General features: G+C 39.2%; 31 protein-coding genes. All 31 read right to left on the reverse strand.

The annotated features are described in order from the left end of the window. Positions 1 to 8 precede the first annotated feature (8 nt). The 31 genes from rseP to fliY all read right to left on the reverse strand — a co-directional run bounded on the left by rseP (position 9) and on the right by fliY (position 26,542). On the reverse strand, positions 9 to 1,043 hold the full coding sequence (gene rseP / locus CRN97_RS11290; RefSeq protein ID WP_097076957.1) for an RIP metalloprotease RseP: 1,035 nt from the start codon (positions 1,041 to 1,043) through the stop codon (positions 9 to 11). A 2-nt stretch (positions 1,044 to 1,045) separates the two neighbouring features. Beyond that, the gene (locus tag CRN97_RS11295) at positions 1,046 to 2,194 is read right to left on the reverse strand and encodes a 1-deoxy-D-xylulose-5-phosphate reductoisomerase (RefSeq protein ID WP_044934206.1); all 1,149 of its coding nucleotides are present in this window, start codon (positions 2,192 to 2,194) and stop codon (positions 1,046 to 1,048) included. A gap of 12 nt (positions 2,195 to 2,206) precedes the next feature. After that, positions 2,207 to 3,010 (reverse strand): phosphatidate cytidylyltransferase, encoded by an 804-nt coding sequence (locus CRN97_RS11300; protein WP_097076958.1) that lies wholly within the window; start codon positions 3,008 to 3,010, stop codon positions 2,207 to 2,209. A gap of 12 nt (positions 3,011 to 3,022) precedes the next feature. After that, positions 3,023 to 3,721, reverse strand: a complete 699-nt coding sequence (locus CRN97_RS11305; protein WP_097076959.1) for an isoprenyl transferase — start codon at positions 3,719 to 3,721, stop codon at positions 3,023 to 3,025. A 64-nt stretch (positions 3,722 to 3,785) separates the two neighbouring features. Beyond that, positions 3,786 to 4,340 (reverse strand): ribosome recycling factor, encoded by a 555-nt coding sequence (frr, locus tag CRN97_RS11310; RefSeq protein ID WP_097076960.1) that lies wholly within the window; start codon positions 4,338 to 4,340, stop codon positions 3,786 to 3,788. Beyond that, on the reverse strand, positions 4,340 to 5,044 hold the full coding sequence (gene pyrH, locus CRN97_RS11315) for a UMP kinase (protein WP_074790414.1): 705 nt from the start codon (positions 5,042 to 5,044) through the stop codon (positions 4,340 to 4,342). The genes frr and pyrH overlap by 1 nt, the downstream gene beginning before the upstream one ends. A 20-nt stretch (positions 5,045 to 5,064) precedes the next feature. Further along, a complete protein-coding gene (locus CRN97_RS11320; protein WP_044934191.1) occupies positions 5,065 to 5,841 on the reverse strand; it encodes a polymer-forming cytoskeletal protein in 777 nt (258 codons plus the stop codon). 20 nt (positions 5,842 to 5,861) lie between these two features. Continuing rightward, a complete protein-coding gene (locus CRN97_RS11325) occupies positions 5,862 to 6,776 on the reverse strand; it encodes a polysaccharide deacetylase family protein (RefSeq protein ID WP_242962089.1) in 915 nt (304 codons plus the stop codon). Positions 6,777 to 6,904: 128 nt separating this feature from the next. Further along, positions 6,905 to 7,828 carry a translation elongation factor Ts gene (gene tsf, locus CRN97_RS11330; protein ID WP_097076961.1) on the reverse strand — a complete coding sequence of 308 codons (924 nt, stop codon included), beginning with the start codon at positions 7,826 to 7,828 and terminating at the stop codon, positions 6,905 to 6,907. A gap of 2 nt (positions 7,829 to 7,830) precedes the next feature. Further along, the gene (gene rpsB / locus CRN97_RS11335; RefSeq protein ID WP_033154000.1) at positions 7,831 to 8,562 is read right to left on the reverse strand and encodes a 30S ribosomal protein S2; all 732 of its coding nucleotides are present in this window, start codon (positions 8,560 to 8,562) and stop codon (positions 7,831 to 7,833) included. 158 nt (positions 8,563 to 8,720) lie between these two features. Continuing rightward, a complete protein-coding gene (locus CRN97_RS11340) occupies positions 8,721 to 9,275 on the reverse strand; it encodes an endolytic transglycosylase MltG (protein WP_097076962.1) in 555 nt (184 codons plus the stop codon). Next, complete coding sequence (locus CRN97_RS11345; protein ID WP_143483265.1) at positions 9,275 to 9,937, reverse strand: DUF6115 domain-containing protein; 663 nt, start codon at positions 9,935 to 9,937, stop codon at positions 9,275 to 9,277. The genes CRN97_RS11340 and CRN97_RS11345 overlap by 1 nt, the downstream gene beginning before the upstream one ends. A gap of 76 nt (positions 9,938 to 10,013) precedes the next feature. Continuing rightward, positions 10,014 to 10,340 (reverse strand): hypothetical protein, encoded by a 327-nt coding sequence (locus CRN97_RS11350; RefSeq protein WP_044934180.1) that lies wholly within the window; start codon positions 10,338 to 10,340, stop codon positions 10,014 to 10,016. A gap of 44 nt (positions 10,341 to 10,384) precedes the next feature. Beyond that, on the reverse strand, positions 10,385 to 11,149 hold the full coding sequence (locus CRN97_RS11355) for a FliA/WhiG family RNA polymerase sigma factor (protein ID WP_033153997.1): 765 nt from the start codon (positions 11,147 to 11,149) through the stop codon (positions 10,385 to 10,387). A gap of 35 nt (positions 11,150 to 11,184) precedes the next feature. Next, a complete protein-coding gene (locus tag CRN97_RS11360; RefSeq protein WP_074790402.1) occupies positions 11,185 to 11,487 on the reverse strand; it encodes a hypothetical protein in 303 nt (100 codons plus the stop codon). 28 nt (positions 11,488 to 11,515) lie between these two features. Continuing rightward, on the reverse strand, positions 11,516 to 12,004 hold the full coding sequence (locus tag CRN97_RS11365; protein WP_074790400.1) for a chemotaxis protein CheD: 489 nt from the start codon (positions 12,002 to 12,004) through the stop codon (positions 11,516 to 11,518). Between the two features lie 13 nt (positions 12,005 to 12,017). Further along, entirely contained in the window at positions 12,018 to 12,632 is a 615-nt protein-coding gene (locus CRN97_RS11370; RefSeq protein WP_044934169.1) for a chemotaxis protein CheC, read from the reverse strand. Positions 12,633 to 12,644: 12 nt separating this feature from the next. Then, complete coding sequence (locus CRN97_RS11375) at positions 12,645 to 13,112, reverse strand: chemotaxis protein CheW (protein WP_044934166.1); 468 nt, start codon at positions 13,110 to 13,112, stop codon at positions 12,645 to 12,647. 14 nt (positions 13,113 to 13,126) lie between these two features. Then, on the reverse strand, positions 13,127 to 15,226 hold the full coding sequence (locus tag CRN97_RS11380) for a chemotaxis protein CheA (protein ID WP_090394025.1): 2,100 nt from the start codon (positions 15,224 to 15,226) through the stop codon (positions 13,127 to 13,129). A gap of 1 nt (position 15,227) precedes the next feature. Continuing rightward, positions 15,228 to 16,436, reverse strand: a complete 1,209-nt coding sequence (cheB, locus tag CRN97_RS11385; RefSeq protein WP_097076964.1) for a chemotaxis-specific protein-glutamate methyltransferase CheB — start codon at positions 16,434 to 16,436, stop codon at positions 15,228 to 15,230. Positions 16,437 to 16,439: 3 nt separating this feature from the next. After that, on the reverse strand, positions 16,440 to 17,183 hold the full coding sequence (locus tag CRN97_RS11390) for a flagellar brake protein (protein ID WP_097076965.1): 744 nt from the start codon (positions 17,181 to 17,183) through the stop codon (positions 16,440 to 16,442). 3 nt (positions 17,184 to 17,186) lie between these two features. Then, complete coding sequence (locus CRN97_RS11395) at positions 17,187 to 18,062, reverse strand: MinD/ParA family protein (protein WP_074790393.1); 876 nt, start codon at positions 18,060 to 18,062, stop codon at positions 17,187 to 17,189. Next, the gene (gene flhF / locus CRN97_RS11400; RefSeq protein WP_097076966.1) at positions 18,063 to 19,451 is read right to left on the reverse strand and encodes a flagellar biosynthesis protein FlhF; all 1,389 of its coding nucleotides are present in this window, start codon (positions 19,449 to 19,451) and stop codon (positions 18,063 to 18,065) included. It lies immediately after the preceding gene. A 5-nt stretch (positions 19,452 to 19,456) separates the two neighbouring features. Beyond that, positions 19,457 to 21,508, reverse strand: coding sequence for a flagellar biosynthesis protein FlhA (flhA, locus tag CRN97_RS11405; protein ID WP_097076967.1), 2,052 nt, complete (start codon positions 21,506 to 21,508; stop codon positions 19,457 to 19,459). Between the two features lie 28 nt (positions 21,509 to 21,536). Further along, entirely contained in the window at positions 21,537 to 22,670 is a 1,134-nt protein-coding gene (flhB, locus tag CRN97_RS11410) for a flagellar biosynthesis protein FlhB (RefSeq protein WP_097076968.1), read from the reverse strand. Then, a complete protein-coding gene (locus CRN97_RS11415; RefSeq protein ID WP_097076969.1) occupies positions 22,670 to 23,449 on the reverse strand; it encodes a flagellar biosynthetic protein FliR in 780 nt (259 codons plus the stop codon). The genes flhB and CRN97_RS11415 overlap by 1 nt, the downstream gene beginning before the upstream one ends. A gap of 4 nt (positions 23,450 to 23,453) precedes the next feature. After that, complete coding sequence (gene fliQ, locus CRN97_RS11420; RefSeq protein WP_044934142.1) at positions 23,454 to 23,723, reverse strand: flagellar biosynthesis protein FliQ; 270 nt, start codon at positions 23,721 to 23,723, stop codon at positions 23,454 to 23,456. Positions 23,724 to 23,746: 23 nt separating this feature from the next. Then, positions 23,747 to 24,601: a flagellar type III secretion system pore protein FliP gene (fliP, locus tag CRN97_RS11425; protein ID WP_033153983.1), complete on the reverse strand. Its 855-nt coding sequence runs from the start codon at positions 24,599 to 24,601 to the stop codon at positions 23,747 to 23,749. An 18-nt stretch (positions 24,602 to 24,619) separates the two neighbouring features. After that, the gene (locus tag CRN97_RS11430) at positions 24,620 to 24,946 is read right to left on the reverse strand and encodes a flagellar biosynthetic protein FliO (protein WP_177175702.1); all 327 of its coding nucleotides are present in this window, start codon (positions 24,944 to 24,946) and stop codon (positions 24,620 to 24,622) included. Positions 24,947 to 24,987: 41 nt separating this feature from the next. Next, a complete protein-coding gene (locus tag CRN97_RS11435) occupies positions 24,988 to 25,350 on the reverse strand; it encodes a response regulator (RefSeq protein ID WP_097076970.1) in 363 nt (120 codons plus the stop codon). Positions 25,351 to 25,372: 22 nt separating this feature from the next. After that, positions 25,373 to 26,542: a flagellar motor switch phosphatase FliY gene (gene fliY, locus CRN97_RS11440; RefSeq protein ID WP_097076971.1), complete on the reverse strand. Its 1,170-nt coding sequence runs from the start codon at positions 26,540 to 26,542 to the stop codon at positions 25,373 to 25,375. Between the last annotated feature and the right edge of the window lies 1 nt (position 26,543).

Genomic DNA, 26,543 nt, shown 5'->3' on the forward strand with positions numbered 1-26,543 from the left:
TATTACCTCTACATAAGCTTAAGAATATCGTTGTACATAACAACAACCATTAAAACCATTAACAATGCAAATCCCACCAGATTGATACCGTTCTCAATCTCAGGCTTCATCTTCTTGCCTCTAATTCCTTCGATGATAAACAAAAGAATTCTTCCACCGTCAAGGGCTGGGAATGGCAATAGGTTCATAACGCCAAGGTTGGCAGTAAGAAGAATTGCGATTGATAATAGATTGATAAATACGTAAAACAAGCCACTGCTTATTGATTGATCATAAACATCAGAAATGGTAGTAACAACTCCCACAGGACCTGATACTTCATTTACAGAAATCTGACCTGTAAATAACATCTTTAAGCTAGATAATGTAACGTAAATCTGATATTTGATTTCGTAAGCTGCGTATTTTAAAACACCAATTGGTGATACTTTTTTGTATTCCGCGTTCTTGATAATGCCAATCATTTTTCTGCCGGTTTCTTCAGAGTATGTTGGCACTAACTCAGTCTCATACTTTTCACCATCACGTGAATAAACAATGTCATAACTTTCTGCGTTTGGATGTAAGAATGTATAGATGCTAATTTCATTGTAAAAATGAACATTATATCCATTAATACTAATGATTGTATCACCAGCCTCCATGCCTGCTTCCTCGGCTGCATAGCCGTCCATAACATCAGATATGGTAGCGTCATTTACACCTAAAGCTGCTATGTAAACAACAGAAAGTATATAAGCCAAAATAAAGTTAAATAAAGGACCAGCGAAAACGATTTGGAATCTCTCCCATAGGGATTTCTTATTGAACGCTCTATCGCTGTCGCTTTCTTCATCCTCTCCTTCCATAACGCAAGAACCACCGAATGGAAGAAGCTTTAAACAATATTTTGTTTCGCCTTTACCCCAAGAAATCAGAGTTGGGCCAAGACCCAAAGTAAATTCATTAACCTTAACCCCGCACTTCTTTGCAAAAAGAAAATGTCCTAGCTCATGAAAAATAATAATGAAACTGAAAATTAGTATAGCTAGAATAATCTTCATTTTTACCACCTGCTCTCAATGAAATCGTAAGTCATCTTTTCAGTTTCAAGAACCTGTTCGATTGTAGGATTCTCAATGAAATCAACATTAATCATTGCTTCTGATACGATTTCTGGTATCTCCAAAAACTTGATTTTATTATTTAAAAACTTTGCAACTGCTCTTTCATTGGCAGCATTGAAGACAGTAGGAACATTTCCACCTGCATCCATTGCGTCATAAGCCAAAGAAAGGCCATAGAATGTTTCCATATCTGGCTTTTCAAATGTAAGTGAACCTACTTTGAATAAATCTAAAGGCTCTGCGTAAAGAGTCTTACGGTTTGGATAAAATAGAGCATAAAGGATTGGCAATCTCATATCTGGTGTGCCCATCTGGCCAATTACCGCTCCATCCATAAATTCAACAGCAGAATGAAGCACGCTCTGTGGATGCACCACAACCTCAACCTGGCTAAGATTTACATCGAATAGCCACTTAGCTTCCATAACTTCCAAACCTTTGTTGATCATTGTGGCAGAATCGATAGTGATTTTTGCGCCCATAGACCAGTTTGGATGCTTCAATGCATCTTCTACTCTAACATTCTCTAACTGTTCAAGAGTCTTTCCTCTGAAAGGACCGCCTGAAGCAGTAAGAAGAATCTTTGAAATTTTATTATGTCTTTCTCCATTTAATGATTGGAAAATAGCACTGTGTTCGCTATCAACCGGGAGAATAGAAACACCCTTTTCCTTTGCAAGAGGCATAATGATATGACCTGCAGTAACAAGTGTCTCTTTGTTTGCTAAAGCAATTGTCTTTTTGGCATTGATAGCTGCAATAGTAGGCTGAACTCCAATCATTCCAACTACGGCAGTAACTACAGTGTCAGCCTCTTCACAAGTGGCAACAGCAATAAGTCCTTCCATTCCAAAATGAATATCTATATCCATATCAGAAAGTCTTGTCTTTAAATCCTTTGCAAGCTCCTCTGTTCCCACAGAAACAAGTGTAGGATGATACTTTCTGATTTGCTTTTCAAACAAATCTAGATTCTTTCCGCAGGACATTGCAACCACCTGCAAATCCTCCGGATTTTGTGAAACTATGTCCAATGTCTGGGTTCCAATAGAACCAGTTGAACCAAGTAAAGCTAACTTCTGTGACATTTTACTACCTCTTTATACGTAAAAATAATAAGCCAAGAAGAAAATAATTGGTGCTGTGATAATTACGCTATCAAATCTATCAAGCACTCCACCATGCCCTGGAATCAATTTTCCATAATCTTTTATTTCGAAATTGCGCTTAATGGCTGAAGCAGCTAAATCGCCTATCATGGAAATTAAAGCGCCAACTCCAGAAATAATTACAAGTGGAAGGATTGCAAAGTCATCCATCTTGAATACTGCTGAAATAACGTAGCAGTAAATCGCTGTAAATAACATTGCACCAACTACTCCACCAACTGCTCCTTCGATAGATTTCTTAGGAGAAAGAATTGGAGACATCTTGTGCTTTCCAAACAATACGCCTACACAGTATGCAGATGTATCGCATCCCCAAGAACAAAGGAAAATAAGCCATACAATAAACTGGCCATTTGTAAGCATTCGTGTCTGGTAGAGGAATGAAAGCATCACTCCTACGTAGAATAAGCCAAAGAATGCTGCCATAATCTGATGACTATGGAACTTTGGATAACTAAACACGAATACAGCTAAAAGCAGAATCAAAAATGCAAGGACAATTACCATAACATCCTGGCAAAATTGAAATCTTAAATCTAAATAGTATGTAATACAAGCGAGATACCCTAGTATTCCAGGTAGACTCTTTTCAACTTTAAAGATTCTGTATAGCTCGAACATGCCGATAAGAGACAAAACTAGCATTACTGCTAAAAGAACATCTCCACCTGTGCAAATAAATAAAAGTGCAAGAGCTACAAGAATAATTCCACTAATTAATCTAGTAATAAACATATATAATCCTTCCTATATACCACCGAATCTACGGTTTCTCTTATCATATTCCTCTACTGCCTTTTTAAGCTCCTCTGGTGTGAACTCTGGCCATGGAACAGGTGTAAAGTAGAACTCAGAATATGCTAATTGCCATAATAGATAGTTTGAAAGACGCTGCTCGCCAGATGTTCTAATCATAAAATCAGGATCAGGGATATCCTTAGTGTCTAAGTAGCCTGAAAATACATCCTCTGTAATATCTTCTGAATTGATATTTCCAGCTTTAACATCCTCGGCAACCTTTCGAATTGCTCTAGTCATTTCGTCTCTACTACCATAATTTATAGCAATAGTAAGTGTAAGACCTGTAAACTGTGATGAATACTCTGTAAGCTCAGCAATAGCTGCTCTAAGTTTTTCATCCAGCTTTGTCAAATCGCCAATAAATCTAACGCGTAAGTTATCCTTTTTGGCGGTCTTCATACAAGTCTTTATATATTCCCCTAAAAGCTTCATAAGAGCTTTAACTTCATCGTCAGGTCTAGACCAGTTTTCAGTAGAGAAAGCGTACATAGTAACATATTTTACTCCTAAATCATGTGCCGCTCTACAAATGGTTTCGACATTTTTTGCCCCTACAGTGTGTCCGTATGTACGAGGCATTCCTTTTGATTTGGCCCATCTGCCATTTCCATCTAGTATTATAGCTATATGCTCTGGTACGTTCATAGCACCTCCAAAATAAAATATAATGAAAAAGGGCACAATAACTGTGCCCCATAAATAGACTAGTTTAAACTGTCATAATCTCTTTTGTCTTAGCCTCAACAGCTTTATCTACCTCAGCGATGAACTTGTCAGTCATCTTTTGGCACTTATCCTCAAGGTCCTTTATCTCATCCTCAGAAACGCCTTCAACCTTTGAATGCTTCTTTAACTGGTCGATAGCATCTCTACGGATGTTACGAATAGCAACCTTTGCATCTTCGCCATGCTTTTTAACATCTTTGGCAATTTCCTTACGACGCTCTTCTGTAAGCTCTGGGAAAACCAAACGAATAAGCTTACCATCGTTTGTAGGATTGATACCAATATCAGACATATTAATTGCCTTTTCAATCTCTTTAACCAATGATGGCTCCCAAGGCTGAATCTGAATAAGTCTAGGCTCAGGAACAGAGATATTTGCAACCTGCTGAAGTGGAGTTGGAGCTCCATAATAATCAACAGTAATCTTGTCAAGAATATGTGGATTAGCTCTACCTGCTCGAATAGTAGTAAACTCGCTTTCGAGATTGTTGTAGCTCTTTGTCATTTTCTCCTCGTAAGTTGAAAGTATATTATCCATTAATCCTCCTTAACACACACAACTGTGCCATTAAATTTGCCTGAAATTGCTTTTACTATAGAATCCTCTTCATTAAGAGAGAATACATACATTGGCATCTGCTGCTCCATCGCAATAACTGAAGCAGTCATATCAACAACCTGAAGCTTTTTATCAATAACTTCCTGGATGCTAACCTTATCATAACGCTTTGCATCAGGATTCTTAGCTGGGTCACTGTCATATACGCCATCAATTGACTTAGCAAGAAGAATAACATCTGCTTCGATTTCTACTGCACGAAGAACTGTAGCTGTATCTGTTGAAAAATATGGATGACCTGTGCCACCTGCAAAGAATACAACCATTCCTCTTTCGAAATACTTGTTTGCTCTGTCCTTAGAATAAAGCTTTGAACAATTGCCACACTCAAAAGGTGTAAGTACTGATGTACGCATACCAGCTGCTCTGAAGATTTCAGATACATAGATACAGTTCATAACTGTAGCAAGCATTCCAATCTGGTCTGCCTTTGTACGATCAATATTCTCTGATGAACGGCCTCTCCAGAAATTGCCGCCGCCGATAACGACACCAACCTGAACACCATCATCTACAAGCTTCTTAACCTGCTTTGCTACCATCATACATGTAGCTTCGTCAAATCCAAACCCCTTATCACCTGAAAGTGCCTCTCCACTAAGCTTAAGTAATACTCTCTTCATTTGTAATAATCCTTTATCTATTAGATTGCGAATACGCTGTTTACATCAACATCTGAGTAGCTCTGTGAGCAGAAGCCTTCGATAACAGCACCATTGTTAATCTGTACTGAACGAGACTTAATGTTACCCATAACAACAGCTGATGTATCAACAACTACTGGACCATTAACATCGATATCACCCTTTACAGCACCTGCGATAACTGCTGATGTAGCTGTAATGTTACCGATGATAACTGAACCAACGCCAACCTTTGCTGTACCAGTTGTAACTACTTCGCCTTCGATCTTTGCAGCGTCAGCGAAGAACTCTGAAGATGATGAGTTACCATTAACCTTACCTGTAACAACAAGCTTGCCATTACATGCAACATCTCCTACAATTTCTCCCTGTACTTCGATAGAACCGATTGATTCTACATTACCTGTAACTTTCATTCCTGCTGTAATAACTGCATTCTCATCTGCAACTGCTCTGTTAGTATCAGCAGCATTTCCCATAACATCCATTGTTCTTGGTGCCTCCATCTTTGTTTCTTTCTTTGTCTCTGAGAAGAAAGACTTTTTCTCCTCTACTGGCTCTGTAGTAACAGGAGCCTCTGCCTGCTTTTCAGCTGGTGTTTCAACCTTTTTAGTGACCTGCTCTAAAAGACCATCAAGCTTATTAAGCTCTGACTCAACGTCAATATCGCCATCTAAGGTATTAACCATAACTTCTTCTGTAGATGTCTCTTCTGCGCCAGCCATTTCGTCTAAAGCGTCATTAAAATCCTCTTTGAAATCCTTAAAAAAGCCCATTACAATTCCTCCATAACATTTTATTGTACAACGTTTACGTGCTGTATAACGGTTGTTTCATCTGTGATTGGTAAAATCATGGCCCCCTGCTCTTGTAAAGATTCAATCAATCCAGGTAAAGCCTCAACTGTCGCATTTTTATTTGAAGCGTCATGCAACAATACTACAGACGTTTTGTATTTTACCACATCCTTCATTACATTATCAATAAGCTGTTCTGTTGTAAACGCAGAAGATGTAGCATCTCCCGAAGCAACATTCCAATCGTAGTATACAACGCCCTGATTATTTAAGTAATTAATGAATGTAGACATGCTTGTAGTGCTGACCTTATTACTGCTTCCTCCTGGGAAACGATAATATTTAGTGTCAACACCAGTAGTTTCTAATATTAAATTATGAATTTTGTTATAATCTTGTGCAAAAGCATCCTCAGACGCATATATCTCGCCAAAATTATGGCTATATGAGTGCATACCAATAGTATGACCTTCGTCCACGATGCGTTTGTATTGTTCACCGTAAAGCTCTAAATCCTTGCCACAAACAAAGAATGTAGCCTTTACATTATAATCGTCTAAAATATCTAATATTTCATCTGTGTTGCTGCTAGGGCCATCATCGAATGTCAAATACACCATAGGTATATCGCCCTCTTCAGCAATATTATCAACGTTATCGACTTGGTAGACATCATCCAATATACTGTCATCCACCATTTCGTTTTCATTCTCTACATCAGTAGTAACATAAACCTGCTTAGCAAGGCTATCCAACTGCCTCTGCAAAGAGAAAACCTCAAACAAAAGGAAGCTCATTACAGAAATTGTAAGTAGCATAAATACTAAAACAGTAGTGACAATAAATTTTTTCATTCTGGCAACGCGTCTGCGCTTTGCCCTTTGTCTCTCAAGCCCCTCAAATGAACTCTCCAAAACAAAATCCTCCCCATAAAAATTTCTCTTTTATTTTATCACAACGATTTCTCAATATAAAGGGGGTAAAAAATAAAGAGCCCACTAAATGTGGACTCTTTTATTATTTTCTTAGCTTGGAATACTAATTAAAGCTGAGCTGCAACTTCTGCTGCGAAATCCTCAACCTTCTTCTCAAGACCTTCGCCTGTCTCAAAACGAACGAATCTCTTGACGTTGAGCTCAGAACCTGTCTCCTTAGAAACCTGCTCTAAGTACTTAGCAACTGTCTGCTTTCCATCCTCAGCCTTAACATAAACCTGATCAAGTAAGCAGATTTCCTTAAGCTCCTTAGATACACGACCTTCAATCATACCATTGATAACCTTCTCAGGCTTCTGTGACTCCTTAGGATCGTTCATGATCTGAGCAAGAAGGATTTCCTTCTCGTGAGCAATGTAATCAGCTGATACTTCATCACGGCTAACATACTTAGGATTAAGAGCTGCAATCTGCATAGCAAGATTTGTAGCTGCTTCCTTAGCTGCATCACTCTCAGTGCCAGCCATATCAACGATAACGCCGATACGTCCACCACCGTGTGTGTAAGAAACAACGAATCCGTCAGATACTACCTTCTCGAAACGACGAAGTGAAAGCTTCTCGCCGATTGTAGCTACCATCTCAACGTGTACGTCGTTAACTGTCTTTGATGAATCCTCTGCCCATGGCTGAGCAAGTAACTCATCGATTGTAGTAACATCAGACTTAAGAATCTGGTTAGCAACCTTCTCAACATATGCCTGGAACTTCTCGTTCTTAGCAACGAAATCTGTCTCTGAGTTAACCTCAAGAACAACAGCTGTATTGCCTTCAACTACAACTTTGCAAATACCCTCTGCAGCGATACGAGATGCTTTCTTTTCAGCCTTTGCAGCACCGTTCTTACGAAGGAGCTCGAAAGCTGCATCCATATCACCATCACACTCAGCGAGTGCTTTCTTACAATCCATCATACCTGCGCCAGACTGCTCGCGAAGGTCTTTTACCATTGCTGCTGTAATAGCTGCCATAATTATGCCTCCTCTTCTGCTTCTGCTGACTCCTCAGCAACCTCATTCATTTCACCCTGCTTTGCTTCGATAACAGCGTCTGCCATCTTAGCAACGATAAGCTTAACTGCACGGATAGCATCATCGTTACCTGGGATAACGTAATCAAGCTCATCTGGATCACAGTTAGTATCACAAACACCTACAAGTGGAATACCAAGTGCGTGTGCTTCCTGGATACAAATGTGCTCCTTCTTAGGATCAATAACAAAAATAGCATCTGGAATACGGTTCATTTCCTTGATACCGCCGAGAACCTTTGTAAGCTTCTCCTGCTCCTTCTTGAGCTGAGTAACTTCCTTCTTTGGAAGAAGGTCAAATGTTCCGTCTGCTTCCATCTTCTCGATTTCCTTAAGACGAGCGATTCTTGTCTGAACTGTCTTAAAGTTTGTAAGCATACCACCGAGCCATCTCTCGTTTACATAGAACATACCACAACGCTCTGCCTCTGTAGCGATAGCATCCTGAGCCTGCTTCTTTGTACCTACGAAAAGGATTGTACCACCCTGCTGTGCGATGTCGAAGATAACATCGTAAGCATCGTCTACCATACCTACAGACTTCTGAAGGTCGATAATGTGGATACCATTACGCTCTGTGTAGATGTATGGAGCCATCTTAGGGTTCCATCTACGTGTCTGATGTCCAAAGTGAACACCTGCCTCGAGTAACTGCTTCATTGAAATAACACTCATTTTAATACCTCCTGGTTTGTTTCTTCCGCATAATTCCTCCTGACAACCACCCCGCCTACTGTAGGTTGGGAACCAATGTCAGTCCTTATGCGTGTATTTTCAACAGCTCTAAAAGTTTACCATAAAAAAACCCACCATGCAACACCTATTATTAGGTGTTACTCAGTGGGTGGTGTTGTTGTTCTATGATCTTTGTTGACAAGTAAAACAATAATATCATCGTATGTACTATCCGCTCTTACATAGAATGTGCCGGACTGAATTCTGTTATCAACCCCTAGCGTATTCATGTAGTCGTTGAATTCCGATGCAGAATCAACTAAACCTGCCTTATAAAGATTAGCTGCAACTGTATCTGATGACTCTCCGCTGTTTACTGTAAACGGAATGTATTTAACTGTAGACTCAGAGCTTTCTACAACAGGTTCATTTTCAGCATCAGTCTCTTCTGTCTCTTCAGGCGCTACTTCTTCTGTTGGTTGTTCCTCAGGAGCGGCTGCATCTTCTTCAGATGTTTCATCCTTAGTTTCCTCTTCAGATGCCTCATCCTCCGGCATAACCATTCCAAGCTCTGTAGCTTCTTCAATTATTTCTTCATCAGTCATTTCCTTTGAAGAAAAATCAGTTCTACCAAAATAAAAACTAATGGAAAGCACAAGTGTTGCAAAAATAACACCTATGCCTATACCTCTCATGTAATATTTAAGTCTCATTATTTGCCCTCCTGATATAATCCGAGAACAAATTTAACTTCGCCTAAACCTCTACCTAGCTTCTTAGCTATCTCAACTTCGCTAAGACCTTCGTCGTGAAGAGTTAAGATTTCAAGATTGTCATTTTGTTTTGGACGAACTGTTTCGTCTGCAAATTTTTCTGCTAAAGCCTCAGTAAAGGATACCGGCTCAGTTGCCTTGCTTTCAGTAGATTGAGCCTCAAATTCGATTTTGGCCTGCTCTAGCTTTTGCTTTTCTTCGGATATTTCGATTTCTCTATCTCGAAGTAAATCAAGCTTCTTAGCAATAGATGAATCCAAAGCAACAAGTGTATCTTCTAAATCTGAAAGCTTTTTAGTCATATCAACTGTATCCTGCTGCTTTTCATTAAGCATTGAATACATGAATGTAACTTCTTTATGGGACTTGTCAACAGATTCCAAAACTGTATCTGAATACTGAGAGATTTGCATAATCTTCTCGTTTGTTTCTTTATCTGTTTTACGATCCATTTCTTCAATGGCCTCGTCAATTGTGGCAGAAAGCTTATCTTCCATTTCTACCTTTGCATCAGCCATTTTGTCCTTTATGATTTCTTCTATTTGCTCTTTTGTAAGCTTTTGAAGATTTTCTTTGTCTTTGTTTGATAACTTTTCAGACACAAAAAAACTCCCAATACAAAAGGCTAAGCCTATGATTAGGAGTGTAATTTCAAGAACGGTCATTTCAGTCCCCCTGTTAAACTCTCATATCAAATGAAGGTGTAGGTTTCTCAGATACCTTTCCATCACCTTCTAGCTTTTCTTCTTGTTTAATCTTAGAGGGTTTACGTTTTTTATTTCCTTCATAACCTTTGCCATTGCCTTCACGGTCATATTTATCCTCAGTACGCTTTGCGTTGTAAAGATCATTGACCTGTTTGGCTTGCTGCTCCTGCTTCTTTTCGACGGTCTGCGTCAAAACTTCCTGCTGAAGCATTGGCTTTTGATCCTCAGTAGCCTTTGTATGGCTAATCTCGTTGGTGTTTTGGATCATTCCGTTAAAATTAATAGGACTAATTGACATAACATTCCCTCCCTATGGAATACCACACAATTAAACTGCCAACACTATTTTATTAGTATCCCCATGTATTCTCCAAGAGATCCTCTCATCTTTTGAAGGGCCTTGGTATGGAGTTGTGATACTCTTGATTCCGAAACCTCAAGAGCTGCACTTATTTCTTTTAAAGTCATATCTTCGTAATAATACAAAAGAATGACTTGTTTTTCTTTTTCTGTAAGTTTATCTAATGCCTCTTGTAACTTTTGAGTAAGCTCCTGCTTAGAAATGTTGTCTTCTGGCTGAATAAAATGAGAATTGTGTTCTGCTTCCATAACTGGTTCATTTCCAGCTTCAACAAATTCATTCAATGAAACAACATTAGTAACATTAAGCTGTGATTGCCATTTCAAAAATTCATCAGAAGATATATTTAATTCTGCTGCGACTTCCTCGTCCGAAGCACTGTGTCCAGTGCGAGCTTCAATTGTCTTGATTGCATCATCAATCATACGCTGACGCTGTCTGATTGTACGTGGAATCCAATCCATTTTACGAATCTGATCTAAAATGGATCCTCTGATACGAAGACTTGCATATGTTTCGAATTTAACATCCTTCGCTAAGTCAAACTTATCAATCGCATCAATGAGGCCAAAGATACCATAGCTGCATAAATCCTCGTATTCAACGGTGTTACCCAAGTACATACAAAGACGTCCTGCAACAATTTTAACAAGCGATGCATATTCAAGTATTAACTGCTCTCTAAGCTCTGGGGATGGGCTAACCTTATATTTATCCCAAAGCTTTTCCTTGTCAGCTGCCTTCATTTATGCCCCCTTTAGTATCGTTTAATCAGAAATATTTAGCCTTCCTCTGATTCTAACGAGTTGTCCTCTGTGGTGTCGATTTCTTCTGTTTGCTCAATATCCCCTGCGTCTGGAACTACGCCGTCCAATTGATCATCAATGGAAGCCGGTGGTTCTAATGTGCGGAAGGAATAATCAAGCACAATTTTAATGATAGTTCCCATTACTAAAAAAATGGCAACTACAATAACTAAACGGCTGAGGAAAACTGAAAAACCAGCCCTTTGTACAATTGAAACAACACAAGATATAAGCGCTGCTGCTAGCGTAATTATTATAGGAATAGGCTTAGTATTCATTTGTTCCTCCAACCACTTATTATATATTTTAAATAATCTTAAGCTCTTTGCCAACTGCTTTTATATAGTACTCTCCAGTTTCGCTATAAATCTCAACTGTACGACCATAATTCAAACCACAGTCTTCTGCTACAAGCCTAACTCCAAGCTCCTTTAGCTTCGCTTTTGAAGCCTCTGCATTTCTCTCCCCGACATTAATGCCAGCAGCGGACGCGCCAGGCATTTCAAACATCTTAGCGCCCCCTGCTATTTTTGCTACTAGCTTCATTTTATTTGCCCCAGCTTTAAGCATATCATCATAAAGCTTCTGTATGCCTGTATCTGCAAACTTCGCAATATTTGAATTGTTGCGAATAGCTGTGCTATCAGGCAACATTATATGTGCCAAGCCAGTAATCTTTGTAGATGGATCATATAATGCAATTCCAATACACGAACCGAGACCAATAGTAGTCAGTGCATCCGGAGCTTTACATATTTTTAGATCGGCCATGCCGACTTTAATCATCTGCCCCATACTCTCACTCTCCTTAGATTGGTACACCAAGTGCCGTTAATATTTTTGCATAAGAATCTTCTTCTGGCATCAAAATAAAATGCCCCTTGATTCCCAAATCATCAGAGAATTCTGTATTGATCATCAGTGCATTATCTCCGAATATACCGAATTGTACTGCAGGCACAGAAAGAATGGCTGCTGCCATATCAACTGCTACAAAAGGTACTGAAGGAACTATTGTAAGATTTGTAAGTCCTGAAAGTGCGGACAAATAAGATCCTGCAATAATGTTTCCGATTTCCTTAATAGCTGATAAATCCATCTCGTCGAATGGCTCAGCATAGCTATCATCTCTCATCATAAGCTTATTAACAATATGATGAGCTGATGCCATATCCATAAGGAACATCATGGAACCATCGATATCCTGTTCAACACCAAGCATAATGCCTACTATAATTTCGTCCTCTGCTCCAATCGCTGAGCCTAAATCCTCAACTGGCAAAAAAGCCACCTCTGGAACGCTCATATCGATTCTTAGGCCAAGCATATTGGCGATGGCAGTTGTTGCATTGCCAGCGCCAATATTACCTATTTCTTTGAGAACGTCAAAATATTTTGAATTAACCTCATCTAATGTGAGCATACTTACCTCCCTTTAAGAAGCATCGTTCTCCCCAATAATTGAGCTAATTTCGAAAATAGAAATAAGCTCATCTCCATTCTTTCCTACACCGTTAATAAATGAGTTCTTGCTCTTAAGTGTAGATGATGGAGCCTCAATATCATCCTCTGATAATGAAAGAACTTCCTTAACCTCGTCTACGATAACACCCATTAATCCGCCGCCATCAAGCTTAAGGATAATAATTCTAGATGCATCTGTAAACTCATCATCATCAAGATTCATTCTTCTACGAAGGCTCATAACAGGAACAACTTCGCCTCGAAGATTGATAACTCCTCTGTAGTAAGAAGGAGCCTTTGGAACTCTTGTAATTTTACTCATACGAACAATGTTATCAATATAGGAAATGTCGATACCATAATGCTCGCCGCCTATTTTTACTACAATGTATTGCTTTTTTTCTTTTTCAACTACATCATACATAGCTAAATCTGACATGGTCTCACCTCCTATTAAATAACTGCATTGACATCAAGAATCATAGCGATTTCACCATCACCAAGGATTGTAGCACCGCTGATGAGCTTATTGTTGTCAAGCTTACCAAGTGACTTAATAACGATTTCTAACTGGCCAATAAGGTTGTCAACGATAATACCGCCAAGAGTATCACCCTTCTTACAAATAACAACTGTCATTGTATCTTCGTCGCTTTCCTTTGGCTCCAAATCAAGAATATTATCCAAGTGAATAAGAGGAATAACCTGTCCTCTAAGGTGGATAACCTCCTTAGATTCAACGTACTTGATTTCAGACTTAGGTATATTTTCAATGTTCATAATTGAAGCAAGTGCGATTGCATATTTTTCATCTCTGATTTCAACCATAAGAGCCTGAATAATAGCAAGTGTAAGTGGAAGTCTAACTGTAAATGTAGATCCCTCACCCATAACTGATTTAACAGTTACATCACCGCCAAGTGCTTCGATATTACTCTTAACAACGTCAAGACCAACGCCTCGACCAGAGATATCTGTAATCTGCTTTGCCATAGAGAATGAAGGCATAAACAGGAAGTCGATAATCTCTTTCTGTGAAAGGTTCTCTGCTTCTTCTGGTGTAACTAATCCACGTTCAACAGCCTTATCACGAACCTTATCTGTGTTAATTCCGCCACCATCATCACCAACTTCGATGATAACGTTGTTGCCCTCCTGGAAAGCGTTAAGGAAAATTGTTCCTTTTTCTGGCTTGCCAGCTGCGCGTCTATCCTCTGGAGACTCAATACCATGGTCAGCAGAGTTACGAAGTAAATGCTGAAGTGGATCACCAAGCTGATCAACAACAGTTCTATCAAGCTCTGTGTCCTCACCAGTCATAACAAGCTCCATTGGCTTATTGAGCTTTCTATCAAGGTCACGAATCATACGAGGGAATTTAGCAACTACAGATTCGATTGGAACCATTCGAACCTTCATAACTGACTCGTGAAGGTTTGTTGTAATTCTCTCGAGGTATTCGATATTCTCATGTAATGTCTGGCCATCAATCTCGCCAGATGCATTGCTTTGAGAAGCAAGTGAGTTCTTTGCAATAATAAGCTCGGATACCTGGTTCATCAAAGCGTCAAGCTTTTCAATATCTACACGAATTGTACGAGAAGTAACTGGCTTGTTAGCAGGCTGATTCTTGCCACCTGCCTTAGCTGCAGGTGCTGCTGGCTTAGCAGCTGGTGCTGGTGCAGGTGCTGCTGGAGCTGCAGGTGCTGCTGCCTCTGCTGGAGCTGCTTCTGCAGGTGCTGCTTCCTCTTCCTTCTTTTCGTACATTTCAGGTGTTACTTTTTCTGCCTCTACAGATTCAATTTCAGAAACAGCCTTAACTGCCTCGAGAATTGGATCTAATTCTGCTTCTGTAGATAAGATAAATGAGAAATCAAATTCGAATTTCTCATCTTCAATATCTGAAGAGCTAGGATCAAAGGCCATAATTGTACCAAAGTCTTCAACTGCTTTGAATACAAGGAAAGCTCTAGCTGCCTTAAGCAAACACTCTTTGTTGATATGGATTGTGAATCCATATAACTGCTTTTCACCCTTTAACTTTTCAATAGCCTCAGGATCAAGCTTAATTTGCTTGAATAATGGGCCATCTGCTGCGTCTGATGATGCTTCAGCTGCTGGCTCTGCTGATTCTGCAGGAGCTGCATCTGCTGGTGCTTCACCACCTTCAGCCTGTGTAAGGTAATCATTTAAAAGCTTAATAAGGGCTTCATTTTCTTCTGTACCCTCATTAGATGTTGCTTTAACTGTATCCAAGTATGCTTCGATAGCATCCAAGCACTTGAAAAGAATATCGATAAGTGAAGAATTAACCTTTACATTATCGTTTCTAACTTCCTGGAAAACGTTTTCCATATCGTGGGTAAGATGCTGCATCCTCTTGAATCCCATTGTACCAGCCATACCCTTTAAAGAGTGAGCTGCACGGAAGATTTCATTAACAACATCCTTGTTATCTGGCTCCTTTTCCAACTCCATAATATTGTCGGAAAGGCTCTGAATATGACCACTTGTCTCGTCGATAAAGATATCTAAATACTGACTTACATCCATCTTACAAACCTCCAAGTTTCTTTACTATTGAATTTGCTACTGATTTCAGTGGAACAACTTCATTTGATAATCCGCCCTGTTCCACCGCCTTCGGCATTCCATACACAACACATGTGGAAGCTTCTTGCGAAATAACGTAAGTCTTTTTGTACTGGTTCAAATATCTAATACCCTCTGAACCATCTGCGCCCATACCTGTAAGCACAACACAAATAATCTCATCAAAGCTTGATTTTGCCAATGACTGATACATTACATCTGCACATGGCTTCAAGCTATTTACAGGTGGACTGTCATCAAGCTGACAATAAGCTGCTCGACTTCCGTCTTCGCAGATTTTCATGTGCTTACCTCCAGGAGTGATATAAACAACACCTGGTTTAAAGAATTCTCCATCTTCCGCTTCTTTCACTTTGATGCCGGAGATTTGGTCAAGTCTCGCAGCTAGTGAAGCTGTAAAGCCTTCTGGCATATGCTGAACCAAAACAAGCGGTACAGACAGATTTGCAGGAAGCATTGGCACAAAAGTATGTAGCGCCTGTGGACCTCCTGTTGAGCAAGCCAAAGCTATAATCTTTTTGGTTCTAACTCCGGTGCCCTTTGGTACTGTTGGTCTATCATTAGATACTAATGGCTTTGCTATAGGCTGAGCTTTAGGCTCTGGTGGATTGGTTTGCGCACTACCAACTCCTTTTGCCTCTGCTAGTCTACTACGAACTCCTGCAAGCCTTTCAACAGTATTCCTTCTTGATTCTCCAACTGCCTGGGTAGCTGATGCAAACCCAGTCTTTGAAGCCGTTGGTCTGAAAGCTCTAGATTTAATAACATTATGTAGAGAGTCTACTAATTGTTTGCCAAAGATTTCTCTTGTTTCACCACTAGAACGAATAGGCTTAACTACAAAATCTAAAGCACCATATTCCATTGCTTTCATCGTGCTGTCAGCATCCTCTTTCAAGGATGAGCTGATAAGTACAGCATTGCATGCTACTTTTTCATTGTAGAGCCTCTCAAGTAGTGCAACACCCGGAAGCTTTGGCAATACCATATCCAACACAACCAAATCGTAAGAATTGTTCTTTATTTTGTTGTAAGCGTCCTCGCCGTCTGCACTAACGTCGATTACACGAAAATCATTATCCGCGTTTATAATATCACAGATAATCCTTCTCATGAGTGCAGAGTCATCAACAACTAAAATCTTATACATTCTTTACCCCTGATCTTTTTTTCTTAAACGTCGGTCTTCGTCAAAAATGTACTTTATTATAGTCTCCCTATCTTCCGGCTCTTTGAACAAAAATTCTATACGATGTTCGTACATACCAGAATCGCTTTTTATTTCGGTTTTGATGCGTCTTGCTATAACATTAATTGTTTGGTCTATCGTGCGAGTTTTAAGTTTAAAAGACACATACATATATCTTTCAGTATTTATATCGGTCTTTGCACTGATTTTCGCTCCACCGCCGCTTAAATCAAGAATATTTCCTGATACTGGAGCTCCATATGTATTACCGTATTTTTCCAAATCATCTTCTACTAAATCCATGTTTGGAAGAATTGCCACATCCTGCGGTATTGGTAAAACCTTTACAGGAATCAGACACTGAAATCTGAAGAAGTCACGCCTTTGAACCTTTGAAAGCTTAGTGCTAGGAACAAAAACATATACTGGAAAGTTTTCAAGCCTTCCACGTTTTGTAATTTCACCGGAAAGCTGAAATAATCCTTTTTTGGTATTGAAAACTGCATTAAATGGGACATTCATTGGTATTGTTACAGTGCGTCCCTTTCGAGTAGGAATGTGAAATATTATTTCTCCTTTTTTAGTAACGCCAAAAACACTAGAGATATAAATACTTCGATCCTCTTCGATATTGTTTTCAATGTCAGAATTTGTGCTGGCAATTGAAAATTCAATAGGTGTGCCAGGTCTTAGATCTATAATTTCCATAAGCTATGCCCTATCCTTCAACAATGAGTTAAATATATGAGAAACACCCCATCTAAAGTGGGTGCTGTCATCCTTTTTCAATAGCTTCGCAGCCAATGATTCAAAATTCTTCGCAGCTCTTGAAGATGGATATTCAAGAGATACCACCTTTTGATTTCTAACAGCCTTCTCCAGCTGATTATCGTAAGGCACATATCCTAGATAATCCAAATCTCCCCCCAGGAACTTTTGAACCACTGAACGCAATTTGGTATAGACCGCATTTGCCTCGGCTTCACTTTCGACTTTATTGGCAACCAAATGAACATTAGTGCCTTCCTTTGAATATTTTGGGCTCTTGTATAGTGCCTTCATCAAAGAATAAGAATCGGTAAGTGAACTTGGTTCTGGTGTAGATACTAAAACCACTTCTGGGGATGCAAGAACAAATTCTAGAACTTGATCTGAAACCCCCGCACCTGTATCTATTATAAGAATATCACATAAATCATTTAAAAGTGATAGGTTGTGGACTAAAAACGCAATTTGTTCACGATTTAGGTTGTTTAGGCCCACAACTCCTGAACCTCCTGATACAAAACCAATCCCCATTGGGCCAGTGGTTATAATGTCTCGGATGCTCATTCCCTTGAAAATTACATCTGATAGATTGTAATTAGGCAAGGTTCCAAACATGACCTCTACATTGGCTAGGCCAAAGTCTGCATCAAGAATTATTACTCTCTTACCCATACGTGTAAAGTGAACTGCAAGATTAACTGCCATATTGGACTTGCCAACGCCACCTTTTCCAGATGTGATGGTAATAACCTTAGTTCTCTCAACACTTCGTATGTTTTGAGCTTTTATGACATTTCGTAAATTTTCGGCTTGATCCATTTAATTTCCTCCCAATAACTGTTTTACCAGCTTCTGGGTGTTAAGGATTTCAATGTCGTCTGGTACATTTTGTCCTACAGTAATATAAGATAACTGAGCCTTTGTATATTGTTTCATGTTGAAAATATTGCCAAGGCACTTTGTTTCGTCAAGCTTAGTAAAAATCAAGTTAAAATCAGCAAATTCCATGTAGGAATCGGCAATATCAATTAAATCTCTATGCTTTGTTGTGGCTGAAAGCACAAGATATACTTCTGTATCATAGAAACCATCAAGTGCATTTATAAGCTTCCTTGTATCCTGTCGTTGCTCTTCGTTTTTGTGTGAAAAACCAATAGTATCAACAAGAATAACATCCAAGTCCTCGTATTCTCTGCTCTGTTTTTTTACTGTATCAAGAAGTTCATCAGCAGAGTAAATAACATTTAAAGGAACACCAAGAATATTTGCATAAGTCTGAAGCTGATTTGCAGCAGCCATACGATATGTATCAGCTGTGATAAGTCCAACCTTTTTGCCTTCTTCAACCTTAAACTTTGAAGCTATTTTAGCAATTGTTGTAGTCTTACCAACACCTGTTGGACCAATAAAGAATACAACCTTTGGTCTTCTCTCTCCTGGCTCGATTTTTGTTGGAGTGCCAAGCTTCAGAACCATTTTTTGATATACATTTGAAAGCAAATTATCCAAAGAATGGCTTGTTTGTAGCACCTTGTCCATATCCTCAAGAACTTGATTGATGTATTTTTCCTGAACCTCATTTTCGAGAAGGACATTGTAAAGCATCTTAACAAATACATGATTGTCACCATCAATAGATGGCTTTGAATTTCCATGCTTTACCTGAATGCTATCATCAAAGTCATTAACCGCAGCTCTCTGTGGAGCCTCACTTTTTACAGTTGGCTTTGGAGTTGGTTCACTATAAGTAGATGCGGCAGGCTTTGGTTGAGGTTGTACTGGGCGCGCTCCTACTGGCTTCGAGTAAGTAGGTTCAAAAACCTGAGCTCTAGGTGCAGTATCAAAAAGTGGCTCAAAATCTTTACTTGCAGCTTCCTGTTTCTCAAGGACTTCATTTACCGCGGAAAAAGCATCCTTTAGTTTGATTGCATCATCCGCTACAGCCTCAAAGGTACTTGTCTTAGGCTCCGCAGCAGCCTCCGCCTGTGGTTCTTGCTGAGTAGGAACTGCAAAAGCTTTTGCCTCATTTGAGAATCCATCGTCTTCTACAGCCGCTGTAACCTCATACGTGTTTCCCTTAAAAAGACCACCTAGTCCTTTAGGCTTTACCACCTTTACATTCATTATGACAGCCGCACTTCCAAGCTCCTTGCGGACCTTTTCCATAGCTTCTTCTTCAGTTTTTCCCGTATACTTATTAATAGTCATTTATTCTACCCTGTTACCATGCCTACAGATGAAAGTTCAACATTTGAATCAATTTCATTATAGGAAACAACGATAAGATCCTTTACATAATCTTGTGTTAAACCTTTGAAATACATTCGAACTATTGGAGATGTAACAACAATAGGTGTTTTTCCCATATCCTCAAGTTTTTTGATTTCTTCCTCAAGGGAAGCAATAATTGCTTTAATACGTTCTGGATCAAGTGTAAGATATGCTCCTTGTTCCGTCTGTTTAATTGATGCCATAATATCCTGCTCAACCTTAGGATCAACTGTAATTACTTGAGTGACCTCATTAGGTGCAAAATATCTGCCTGATATTGCTCGCTTCAATCCCTGACGAACATACTCAGTAAGTACGTCTGTGTCATGAGTAGTTGTTGCATGATCCGCCAATACTTCGAAAATAGAAAGCAAATCTCTGATTGAAACACCTTCGGAAAGAAGATTCTGCAATACCTTCTGAACATCGCCCAATCCAAGCAGCTTAGGAATAAGCTCTTCAACAATAACTGGATTGCTCTCTTTAAGATTATCAATAAGATTTTGAACATCCTGGCGAGTAAGCAATTCTGCAATGTGACTTCTAATAACTTCGGTCAGGTGTGTAGCAATAATTGATGGTGGATCTACTACTGTGTATCCAAGTGATTCTGCTCTTTCACGCTGACTTTCTGTAATCCAAATAGCTGGAAGATGGAATGAAGGCTCAAAAGTAGGAATACCTGTAATTTCCTCTTCAACGTAGCCTGGATTCATGGCCATGTAATGATCAAAAAGGATTTCTCCTTCTGTTACCTGTATACCCTTAATCTTAATAATGTATTGATTTGGATTAAGCTGAATATTATCTCGCAATCGAATAATAGGAACTACAGTACCTAATTCAAGTGCAATCTGTCGCCTAATCATAACAACTCGGTCTAGCAAATCGCCACCTTGATTAACATCCGCAAGTGGGATAATACCGTAACCAAACTCTAGCTCGATTGGATCAACCTGAAGCAATGAAACAACATTTTCCGGCTTTCGAATTTCCTCTGCCTCTGTTTCTTCTGCAGCAACCTCCTGCTCTATCTCCTCCTCGCCGAGAGTCTTTGAAATAGAATATCCTGTGATAATAAAGACTGCACCAAATGCAATGAACAATACCCAGTTAAGAGGTGTGGCTATTCCTAAGAAAACCATAGCTCCACCAACGATATATAAAACCTTTGGTATTCCAAATAACTGCTTTACCAAAGTGCCAGAGAAATCTGCTGCCTTTGAACCCTTTGTAACAAGAATACCTGTTGAAAGAGATATCAAAAGTGAAGGAATCTGCGATACAAGGCCATCACCGATTGTAAGAATACCAAACTGCTGAATCGCCTCAGCAAATGGAAGGCCCTGGTTAATAATTCCAAGTACTGTACCTCCAGCAAGGTTGATAACTGTAATAATAAGACCTGCTGTAGCATCTCCTTTTACGTACTTTGTAGCACCGTCCATAGCTCCGAAGAAGGCTGATTCTTCTTGAATCTTGTCTCTTCGTCTTTTGGCCTCTGCATCATCAATGGCTCCGGTATTCAAATCCGCATCGATAGCCATCTGTTTACCAGGCATAGCGTCCAAAGTGAATCGTGCTGATACTTCAGCTACACGCTCAGAACCTTTATTGATAACCATAAACTGGATGATAATCAAAATAAGGAAAATGATGGCACCAATGACAAGGTTATTACCGCCTACGAAACTACCGAATGTTGATACAACGTTTCCTGGATCACCTGTTGAAAGAATCAATCTGGTAGATGAAACGTTAAGTGAAATTCTAAAAATAGTAGTAAAAAGCAAAAGTGTAGGGAAGAATGACATATCCAAAACTTCCTGCACAAACAATACATTCATCAATATAATGAGTGCTATTGAAATGTTGAAAGCAATCATTATATCAAGGATAAAATTGGGGATAGGAATTACAAAGAATGTAACTGCAGCTAGCAAATACAATGCAATACCAACGTCAGCCTTTTTAACTGAAGCAGTTAAATCCATAAGCATCCCCCTTTCTCAAAAATTATTTCTAAACAGCTTTATTTCGCTGTGTATATACAACTGCAAGGATTTCAGCAACAGCCTGATATAGCTCTGGCGGAATAACCTCATCCACATCTACCGTTGCATATAATGCTCTGGCAAGCGGCTTGTTTTCCATGATTGGGACATCATTTTCTGCTGCCACTTCTTTGATTCGTTTTGCTAAATAATCTTCACCTTTAGCAACAACTTTCGGAGCTTCATCCTTTTCATTGTCATATAAAATTGCAACAGCCAAGTGTGTAGGGTTTGTAATAACTACATCAGCCTGAGGCACGTTTTGCATCATACGCCTTTGCGAGCTTTCCATCATCCTACGTCTCTGCTGTCCTTTAATCTGAGGATCTCCCTCGGAATTCTTATATTCATCTTTGACTTCTTGCTTAGTCATTTTCATATCATCATTGAATTTCCAACGTTGATATGCATAATCAGCAAAGCCAAGAACTATATAAACTATACTAATCTTCATACCAGTATCCACGATAATCTGGAAAATAAGGCTCAGCGCTTGTTTTAAAGCAACATCATATAAAATAAATAAGTTATTAGCCTGATCCTTAATACTAGTATAAGCAATGTAAACTATTAAAAATATCTTTGCCAATGCCATCAAAAGATTAACAATTGATTGCTTTGAAAAAATACGTTTAAATCCACTGACTGGATTAAATTTATTAAGCTTTGGTTCCAATGGTTTCATAGTAGGCTTCCATCCTACCTGCACAAGATTAGCAACAAATCCTGTCACAAAACCTATAGCTAAAAATGGTAAAAGAACAATAAAAGTCTTCGCTACAAGGATTCTAAATATTCCACTTATTGTGGAAATAGTCATACCATCACCATTCATAGATACTATATCTGGTATTATAGCATATATCCAAGCGAATATATCCTCTATACGAGTTCCGGCAAATCCAAGGAACAATCTAAGTCCCAAAAAGAATCCCAGCAACGCAATACCATTAACAATTTCCTTACTTTTTGCAACCTTGCCTTCTTTTCTAGCATCAGAAAGCTTTTTACTGGTAGGTTGTTCAGTCTTCTCTCCGCCTTCACCATCTGGAGCAAAGAATTGAAGATTATATGGAATTAAAACCTGATAATTATCCCTCATCAATAAAGCCCCTGAATAAATAGAGTTTGCATCTTTTTCATTTCTTTGAAAATAAATGCAGCAACGTCTGGTAATAGGAAAATTGTTAAGAACAATACTACAAAACCAACGATAATCTTAAGCTGTGCACCAACAGAAAACATATGAATCTGAGGAGCAACCTTAACCATAATTCCTAGTATTGCATTAAGTATCATAATTACAGCAAATACCGGAAGAATAATTCTAAATGCTATTACAAAAATATCTGTAATAAACATAATGGTAGAACTAAGAAGGGAATCCCATCTAAAGATGGTTCCACCAATTGGAATCAGTGTGTACGCATCACAAAATGTCTTAAAGATATATCTATGCATTCCAGACAATACAAGAAAAATCATAATGAAATTGTTGTATAAGGTACCTGAAACAGAAACCTCTGTCTGAAGTGTTGGGTCGTACTCCTGAGCCATAGATAGACCAATATTCATGTCTATCATGTTACCAGCCAACAGGATAATAAAATTGCAACAATATGTACTGAATCCAATTAATAGCCCTGTTATTGCTTCCTGAACAACTAAAAAAGCATATCCTGTAACAGTAGAATAATCCAAAGCGCTAAAATCAACTACGAAATAAAGAAGCAGTGATACGAGTGCCGAAAAACCAATTTTTACTCTGGCCGGCGTATTACGTGTGTTGAAAAAAGGCGCCACTACTACAAACATGGATATGCGGGTAAGGAGCAATAAAAAGTATTCAAAATTTTGTAATGTAAAATCAATACTAAACATCCATCTAGCCTAAGTAAATACTAAAATTAGCCCATAACTGTGTGATATATTCCGTCAAAACCGTAAGCATCCATGGGCCGAAAAACATAAGCGCAGCAAAAACTCCTACTATCTTTGGAATAAAGGTGAGAGTCTGCTCTTGAATAGATGTGACCGTTTGAAAAATACTGATTATAAGACCGATTACTAGAGACACTAGTAAAAGTGGTAATGATGTAATCAGAAGAATGTATATAGCATTTCTGATAATGTCCAAGACCTGTCCTTCAGTCATAACCTATTCTCTCCTTAATAATTCTAATAGAATGTCTTGACTAACCCGCCAATAACAAGATTCCATCCATCTACCAATATAAACAACAATATCTTGAAAGGTAGGGATATTGTGGTAGGTGGAAGCATCATCATACCCATTGACATAAGTACCGATGCAACAACCATATCTATAACAATGAATGGAACATAAATTAGAAATCCAATTATAAAAGCTGTTCTAAGCTCAGATAAAATAAAAGCTGGAACAACGATAGTAAATGGTACAGAATCGTAGTCATCTACTTCATACGAAATGCCAGCAATATCACAGAACAAATCCAAATCCTTTGTCTGTGTCTGACCATACATGAATTCCCTAACAGGTGCAATTGCATTGTCTATTGCTTCGTCCTGAGTGATTTCTCCTGCATCAAATGGATCAATCGCTTCTGTCTTAATCTGTGTAAGAACTGGCGACATAATGAACAAAGTTAAAAACAACGCCAACCCAATCAATATCTGATTTGGAGGCGCTGTATTGGTTCCAATAGCAGCGCGGACAAAATGTAAAACAATTACGCATCTGGTAAAGGATGTTAGCATTATCAGAATCGAAGGGGATAACGTAATGATTGTAAGAACTAACAGCATTCTAAGAGTAGCCGTAAAGTTTCCATCTTCGCCATCAAAGCTAAGCGTAAATCCTCCGCCTCCAACAACCTCGTCTGAAGCATTTGGTGCATTCTCTGTTGCACCGTAATCCTCATTGTCTGCCCCATATTCTGCACTATATTCAGTTGCATGTACAGTTGTACTACTCATAAAAAGGGCGTAACAACCAATCATAGCTGTGATGACCAAGCTAAAGATTACGTACGCCTTCTTGAATTTACTCATAACATTCTGCCCAATCAGTTAATTTTTCTTTCTTGAAAGATTATCTAAAATCGATTTGAAATCTACCGGCATCTGTACAGATGTATCAGTAGTATCCAGTTCTTTAAGTTCAGATGAGGATAATTCCCCTAAAAGGGTAACTTCGTCTTTGCCAACTGCAACGACGAAGTATCTATCCTCACCTGCCCTAATAATCTGAACATATTTATTGGTTGCAAGTCTGATGCCCTCTACAATCTCAAGATTTCTATTGAGACCCTGGGACTTTTGATAGCCTGCAATCCACTTAGTGACAAACGCAGTAAGTGCAAGCACTCCTACGAATACCACTAAAGCAAAAATCAATTGAAAGATGCTCTCTCCAACCGCTGAAAGAAATAGCATGATTAACCGATAACCTTCTTAACAGCCTCAAGAACACGCTCAGCCTGGAATGGCTTAACGATGAAATCCTTGGCACCAGACTGAATAGCCTCGATAACCATAGCCTGCTGTCCCATTGCAGAGCACATGATAACGCATGCATTAGGATCCTTTTCTTTGATTGCCTTAAGAGCCCCGATGCCATCCATTTCTGGCATTGTGATGTCAAGAAGAACGAGATCTGGAGAAAGTTCTGCATACTTTTCAACAGCAATCTTTCCGTTCTCAGCCTCTCCGACTACGTTGTAGCCATTCTTTGTGAGAATGTCCTTAATCATCATTCTCATGAAAGCAGCGTCATCACAGATTAAAATGTTTTTTGCCATGTCTTCATCTCCTTAAATATATTTATTCTTTGATAATTTCTGTTATTCGTACGCCAAAAGACTCTTCGATAACTACTACCTCGCCTTTTGCCACATACTTGCCATTAACAAGTACATCTATTGGTTCACCGGCTATTTTATTTAGCTCGATGATGGTACCAGGTGCAAAATCCAAAATATCTTGGATAGTTTTGTTTGTACGACCTAATTCTACTGTAACTTCCAAAGGCACGTCAAGAATCAAGTCGATATTCTCCTGAGCGAACTGAGCTGCGAAGCCTGGTCCAAACGGAGTAAATTGTGCCGGCTGTACATTTACCTGTGGTCCAGGTGCGTACATATATGGCATCATTGGTTGTCCCTGCATTGGCTGACCTTGCATCATATTTGGGTCCATTTGAGGTGGAGCTTGCATTTGGGGAGCAGCCTGTGGTGCAGGTGCTGGTTCTGGAGCAGGTGCAGGTGCAGCTTCTGCAACACCGTCATCAACTGTCGAATTGGAATCAGATTCCATGTTATTCAGAACAGAACCACACATTTCCTTGGCAAGTGAGATTGGATACAACTGCATCATCTCACTGTCTACCAATGTTCCAATTTCCATCTTGAAAGCAATTCTTACGAAGTTGCCTTTCAAGAATTCATCTATCTCTCCACCGTCTATTGTAGCCAAGTCTGTAAGCTGCGCTGTTGGTGGTGAAATATCTACCATTTTATTCAGCATGGATGAAAGTGAGGTTGCACTAGCTCCCATCATCTGATTCATCGCCTCTGAAATAGCTGATAAATGAAGATCAGAAATTTCACCGTCTGTATTGGTTCCATCTCCGCCCATCATTAGGTCGGTAATGACCTTAACATCATTTTCTTTTAAAACAAGAACGTTGCTTCCATCAATACCTTTTGTATATCCAATACGAACAACTACACAAGAGTTGTCGTAACCAGCTGCTAATTCCTGCCAGTTTGTTTCACTAACAACTGGTGTTGAAATCTCAACCTTTTGATTAACAAGAGAAAATAAAGTTGTGGCCGCACTTCCCATGCTTATGTTGGCAACTTCACCGATTGTATCGATTTCCTGCTCTGAAAGCTCTCCGCCACCAGATGATGGCTCGCCGGCAGGGGCATCGGGGATTCCGCCACTAAGTAGTGCATTTATCTCATCCTGTGATAATACACCATCGCCCATT

The organism is Pseudobutyrivibrio ruminis DSM 9787, assembly GCF_900218035.1.
Lineage (GTDB): Bacteria > Bacillota > Clostridia > Lachnospirales > Lachnospiraceae > Pseudobutyrivibrio > Pseudobutyrivibrio ruminis.

Excerpts from the sequence above, each read along its gene's own strand:
- rseP (WP_097076957.1), bottom strand. The coding sequence starts at position 1,043 with ATGAAGATTATTCTAGCTATACTAATTTTCAGTTTCATTATTATTTTT.
- CRN97_RS11295 (WP_044934206.1), bottom strand. The coding sequence starts at position 2,194 with ATGTCACAGAAGTTAGCTTTACTTGGTTCAACTGGTTCTATTGGAACC.
- CRN97_RS11300 (WP_097076958.1), bottom strand. The coding sequence starts at position 3,010 with ATGTTTATTACTAGATTAATTAGTGGAATTATTCTTGTAGCTCTTGCA.
- CRN97_RS11305 (WP_097076959.1), bottom strand. The coding sequence starts at position 3,721 with ATGAACGTACCAGAGCATATAGCTATAATACTAGATGGAAATGGCAGA.
- frr (WP_097076960.1), bottom strand. The coding sequence starts at position 4,340 with ATGGATAATATACTTTCAACTTACGAGGAGAAAATGACAAAGAGCTAC.
- pyrH (WP_074790414.1), bottom strand. The coding sequence starts at position 5,044 with ATGAAGAGAGTATTACTTAAGCTTAGTGGAGAGGCACTTTCAGGTGAT.
- CRN97_RS11320 (WP_044934191.1), bottom strand. The coding sequence starts at position 5,841 with ATGGGCTTTTTTAAGGATTTCAAAGAGGATTTTAATGACGCTTTAGAC.
- tsf (WP_097076961.1), bottom strand. The coding sequence starts at position 7,828 with ATGGCAGCTATTACAGCAGCAATGGTAAAAGACCTTCGCGAGCAGTCT.
- rpsB (WP_033154000.1), bottom strand. The coding sequence starts at position 8,562 with ATGAGTGTTATTTCAATGAAGCAGTTACTCGAGGCAGGTGTTCACTTT.
- CRN97_RS11340 (WP_097076962.1), bottom strand. The coding sequence starts at position 9,275 with ATGAGACTTAAATATTACATGAGAGGTATAGGCATAGGTGTTATTTTT.
- CRN97_RS11350 (WP_044934180.1), bottom strand. The coding sequence starts at position 10,340 with ATGTCAATTAGTCCTATTAATTTTAACGGAATGATCCAAAACACCAAC.
- CRN97_RS11355 (WP_033153997.1), bottom strand. The coding sequence starts at position 11,149 with ATGAAGGCAGCTGACAAGGAAAAGCTTTGGGATAAATATAAGGTTAGC.
- CRN97_RS11360 (WP_074790402.1), bottom strand. The coding sequence starts at position 11,487 with ATGAATACTAAGCCTATTCCTATAATAATTACGCTAGCAGCAGCGCTT.
- CRN97_RS11365 (WP_074790400.1), bottom strand. The coding sequence starts at position 12,004 with ATGGGGCAGATGATTAAAGTCGGCATGGCCGATCTAAAAATATGTAAA.
- CRN97_RS11370 (WP_044934169.1), bottom strand. The coding sequence starts at position 12,632 with ATGCTCACATTAGATGAGGTTAATTCAAAATATTTTGACGTTCTCAAA.
- CRN97_RS11375 (WP_044934166.1), bottom strand. The coding sequence starts at position 13,112 with ATGTCAGATTTAGCTATGTATGATGTAGTTGAAAAAGAAAAAAAGCAA.
- CRN97_RS11380 (WP_090394025.1), bottom strand. The coding sequence starts at position 15,226 with ATGGATGTAAGTCAGTATTTAGATATCTTTATCGACGAGACAAGTGGT.
- cheB (WP_097076964.1), bottom strand. The coding sequence starts at position 16,436 with ATGTATAAGATTTTAGTTGTTGATGACTCTGCACTCATGAGAAGGATT.
- CRN97_RS11390 (WP_097076965.1), bottom strand. The coding sequence starts at position 17,183 with ATGGAAATTATAGATCTAAGACCTGGCACACCTATTGAATTTTCAATT.
- CRN97_RS11395 (WP_074790393.1), bottom strand. The coding sequence starts at position 18,062 with ATGGATCAAGCCGAAAATTTACGAAATGTCATAAAAGCTCAAAACATA.
- flhF (WP_097076966.1), bottom strand. The coding sequence starts at position 19,451 with ATGACTATTAATAAGTATACGGGAAAAACTGAAGAAGAAGCTATGGAA.
- flhA (WP_097076967.1), bottom strand. The coding sequence starts at position 21,508 with ATGGATTTAACTGCTTCAGTTAAAAAGGCTGACGTTGGTATTGCATTG.
- flhB (WP_097076968.1), bottom strand. The coding sequence starts at position 22,670 with ATGAGGGATAATTATCAGGTTTTAATTCCATATAATCTTCAATTCTTT.
- CRN97_RS11415 (WP_097076969.1), bottom strand. The coding sequence starts at position 23,449 with ATGTTTAGTATTGATTTTACATTACAAAATTTTGAATACTTTTTATTG.
- fliQ (WP_044934142.1), bottom strand. The coding sequence starts at position 23,723 with ATGACTGAAGGACAGGTCTTGGACATTATCAGAAATGCTATATACATT.
- fliP (WP_033153983.1), bottom strand. The coding sequence starts at position 24,601 with ATGAGTAAATTCAAGAAGGCGTACGTAATCTTTAGCTTGGTCATCACA.
- CRN97_RS11435 (WP_097076970.1), bottom strand. The coding sequence starts at position 25,350 with ATGGCAAAAAACATTTTAATCTGTGATGACGCTGCTTTCATGAGAATG.
- fliY (WP_097076971.1), bottom strand. The coding sequence starts at position 26,542 with ATGGGCGATGGTGTATTATCACAGGATGAGATAAATGCACTACTTAGT.